1 protein-coding gene is annotated in these 1,063 nt (G+C 67.4%); it reads left to right on the forward strand.

Annotated elements, in window-relative coordinates; genetic code table 11:
• On the forward strand, nt 1–1,063 hold a 1,063-nt coding region (locus tag J0A65_RS23915; protein ID WP_206596769.1), incomplete at both ends, for a hypothetical protein.

A 1,063-nucleotide genomic window follows, 5' to 3' on the forward strand; every position in this document is an offset into this window, starting at 1 on the left:
TTCAGGACGGCCAGCGCGAGGCGCTGAAGAGCCTGCTGAACGAACTGCACCGGCGTGAACCGACACTCAAGTTGTTCTTCAACCGTGGTTTCGACGTGCTGCCAGAGCTGCCGGGCGTTGCCGCCGCAGTCGCCGTCGAGTCCCTCTATGCCGGGTGGGATGCGGGCGGTGGTTACAAGTCGGTGTCGCAGAGCGATCGTGACTGGTTGCAGCTGCACCTCGACAAGGTGCGGGCCCAGGGCATTCCGGTGGTGGCGATCGAGTATCTGCCGCCAGAGCAGCGCGAACAGGCGCGCCAGCTGGCTGCGCGGCTGACCGAGGAAGGCTTCATCCCCTACGTGACCTCCCCTGCGCTGAATGCCATGGGCATCAGCGGCGTGGAGGTCCAGCCCCGGCGTATCGCCCTGGTCTACGATACGCGCGAGGGCGAGCTCGAAGACAATCCGGGGCACGTGCACCTTGGCGGCCTGCTCGAATACCTGGGGTACCGGGTCGACTACTGGCCGGCCGATACCACGCTGCCGCAGCGCCCGCTGAAAGGGCTCTACGCGGGCATCGTGGTGTGGATGACCAGCGGCTCGCCGGTGGATCGCGATTACTTCGAGAACTGGCTGGGCCAGCGCCTCGACGAGCAGGTGCCGCTCGCCTTCCTGGGCGGGATGCCCACCGAGAACGACAGCCTGCTGGATCGCCTGGGCATCCGCACGCGTTCGCAGGCGGTCGGCAAGGATGCCGTGCTGCTGTCCCACGACGCCACGCTGGTCGGCGGGTTCGAAGCGCCTTTGCGTCTGCGCACGCGGGACGTGCCGGCGCTGACCGTGACCGCGCCCGAGCGTACCCAGGCAGCGTTGTCCCTGGAGAGCGACGAACGTGTCTATGTGCCGGTGGCCACCGGGGACTGGGGCGGCTACGCGATGGCGCCCTATGTATTCGAGGAGGGGCTCGATCATCGGCGCTGGGTACTCGATCCGTTCGCTTTCATCACCCGTGCCTTCAAGCTGCCGGCGTTGCCGCGCCCCGATACCACCACGGAAAACGGCCGGCGCATCGCCACCGTGCACCT

This window comes from Bowmanella yangjiangensis (genome assembly GCF_017255015.1).
Classification (GTDB): Bacteria; Pseudomonadota; Gammaproteobacteria; order Enterobacterales; family Alteromonadaceae; genus Bowmanella; species Bowmanella yangjiangensis.